The following is a 2,493-nucleotide window of genomic DNA, read 5'->3' as shown; positions in this document are numbered from 1 at the left end:
CACGACGGCGACGAGGTGACGACCATCGAGGGGCTGGGCTCGCCCGAGCGGCTGCACCCCCTGCAGAAGGCCTTCCTGGAGCACGACGCCTTCCAGTGCGGCTACTGCACGCCGGGCCAGATCTGTTCGGCCGCGGGGCTCCTGAAGGAGCTTGAGGCCGGGTGGCCGAGCCAGGAGACGGCGGACCTCGCGGCCAAGCTGGTCGTCACCGACGACGAGCTGCGCGAGCGGATGAGCGGCAACATCTGCCGCTGCTCGGCCTATCCGCAGATCATCGCGGCCATCAAGGACGTGCTGGGAGCGGCCGCATGAGGCCGTTCACCTACGAGCGGGCGAGCGACGTGGCCGGGGCGGTGCGGAGCGCCGCAGCCACGCCCGGCGCGAAATTCATCGCCGGCGGCACCAACCTGCTGGACCTGATGAAGCTCCACATCGAGGCCCCGGCCCACCTGATCGACGTCGGCCGGCTGCCGCTGGCGGGGATCGAGGAGACGGCGGACGGCGGCCTGCGCATTGGCGCCATGGCCACCAACAGCCAGGTGGCGGCCGACGAGCGGGTGCGGCGGCGCTATCCGGTGGTGGCCCAGGCCATCCTGGCGGGCGGCTCGCAGCAGCTGCGCAACAAGGCGAGCGTCGGCGGCAACCTGCTGCAGCGGACCCGCTGCGCTTACTTCTACGACACCACCAAGCCCTGCAATAAGCGCGCGCCGGGCTCCGGCTGCGGAGCGCTGGAGGGGCTGAACCGCAACAGCGCGATCTTCGGCCAGAGCAACGCCTGCATCGCCACCCATCCCTCCGACATGGCCGTCGCGCTGGCGGCGCTGGACGCGGTGGTCGAGACGGCCCGGCCGGACGGCGGTCAGGGCGCGCTTGCGCTGACGGAGCTGCACCGCCTGCCCGGCGAGACGCCGCAGATCGAGACCAACCTCGCCGCCGGCGAACTGATCACGGCGGTGGTCCTGCCGCCGCCGCCGCAGGGGGGACAGATCTACCGCAAGGCGCGGGAGCGGGCGTCCTACGCCGCGGGCCTGGTCAGCGTCGCCGTCGCTGGCCAACGGATCGCCCTGGGCGCCGTGGCCCACAAGCCCTGGCGGGCCGATAAGGCCGAGGCGGCGCTCGCCGCCGGCGCCGGCCCCGCGGAGGCCATCTCGGCCGAACTGGCCGACGCCCGCAGCAACGGCCGAAATGACTTCAAGATCGCCTTGACCGCACGCCTCGGCGCCGCGGCTATCGCGCAAGCCTCGGGGAGGGACGCATGAGCTCTGTCGCCGACTATTCCATTCCGAACCCGATCAGCGAGAACCGCTCGGGCCTGATCGGCAAGGCGGTGGACCGCTACGAGGGACCGCTGAAGGTCACCGGCACGGCGCCCTACGCCTACGAGGTCGTCCCCCCGAGCCCGCCCGCCTATGGCGTGATGGTGCCGGCGGCCATCGCCAAGGGCCGCGTCGCCTCGGTGGATACGGCCGAGGCGAGCGCCTCGCCCGGCGTCTTCGCCGTCTGGAGCCACCTGAACGCGCCGGAGCAGGCCGAGCGCGGGGCCAAGGTCCATCCCCGCAGCACGGCGGCCGCGAAGCCGGTTTTCGACACCGACCGCGTCGCCTACTTCGGCCAGCCGGTCGCCTTCGTGCTCGCCGACACCCTGGAGAACGCCACCGCCGCCGCCGACCTGGTGAAGATCACCTACGTGGAGGACGCGCCCGAAGTCGTCTTCCACGAGGCGCTCGACGAGGCCGACCAGCCGCCGGGGGAGGCGGACGTCGAAATCGGCGACTTCCACCGAGGCTTCTCGGAGGCGCCCGTCCAACTCGACCAGACCTGGACGACGCCGCTGCAGAACCACTGCCAGATGGAGCCCTGCGCGACGACCGCCTGGTGGGAGGGGCCGAAGCGGTGCGTGGTCCACACCTCGGTGCAGATGGTCAAACCCGCCCAGCACGGCCTGGCCGAGACGCTCAAGCTCGACCGCGACGACGTCCACCTGATGACCCGCTACATCGGCGGCGGCTTCGGCGGGAAGGGGCAGACCTACGAGGACCTGATCCTGGCGGCCCTGGGCGCGCGCGAGCTCGGCCGGCCGGTGAAGGTCACCTACACCCGTCAGCAGATGTTCCACGGCACCATCCACCGGCCGGCGACGGTCCAGCAGGTGCGGCTGGGGGCGACCAAGGACGGGCGGCTGACCGCGCTGTCGCTGATGACCACCACCCATTGCCAGCGGCACGGCAGCTTCACCGAGCACGCCTCCAACTTCTGCCGCAGCCTCTATGCGGCGCCCAACCGCCTGACCGGCCACCGGCTGGTGCACCTGGATCTGCCCCACGCCGGCCCGATGCGAGCGCCCGGCGAGGCTTCCGGGATGCTGTCCCTCGAATGCGCCATGGACGAGCTGGCCGAGCAGCTCGGTCTCGATCCCGTCGAGCTGCGCATCCGCAACGAGCCGGAGGTGGATCCGGAGACCGGCAAGCCCTTCTCCCTGCGCCAGCTGGTGCG

At 71.8% G+C, this 2,493-nt stretch carries 3 protein-coding genes; all 3 read left to right on the top strand.

What is annotated here, in order from left to right:
• The coding region (locus tag VHK87_RS00050) for a 2Fe-2S iron-sulfur cluster-binding protein (RefSeq protein ID WP_329632856.1) at positions 1-312 on the top strand (312 nt) is incomplete at its 5' end.
• Positions 309-1,259 (top strand): FAD binding domain-containing protein, encoded by a 951-nt coding sequence (locus VHK87_RS00045; protein WP_329632855.1) that lies wholly within the window; start codon positions 309-311, stop codon positions 1,257-1,259. The genes VHK87_RS00050 and VHK87_RS00045, both read left to right, overlap by 4 nt.
• On the top strand, positions 1,256-2,493 hold a 1,238-nt coding region (locus tag VHK87_RS00040; protein ID WP_329632854.1), incomplete at its 3' end, for a xanthine dehydrogenase family protein molybdopterin-binding subunit. The genes VHK87_RS00045 and VHK87_RS00040, both read left to right, overlap by 4 nt.

Origin of the sequence: Phenylobacterium sp. (genome assembly GCF_036263695.1) — a bacterium.
In the GTDB taxonomy this organism is placed as follows: Bacteria; Pseudomonadota; Alphaproteobacteria; order Caulobacterales; family Caulobacteraceae; genus Phenylobacterium.
The sequence above is the reverse complement of the archived record's forward strand: the minus strand, read 5'-3'. Positions and strand labels throughout refer to the sequence as shown.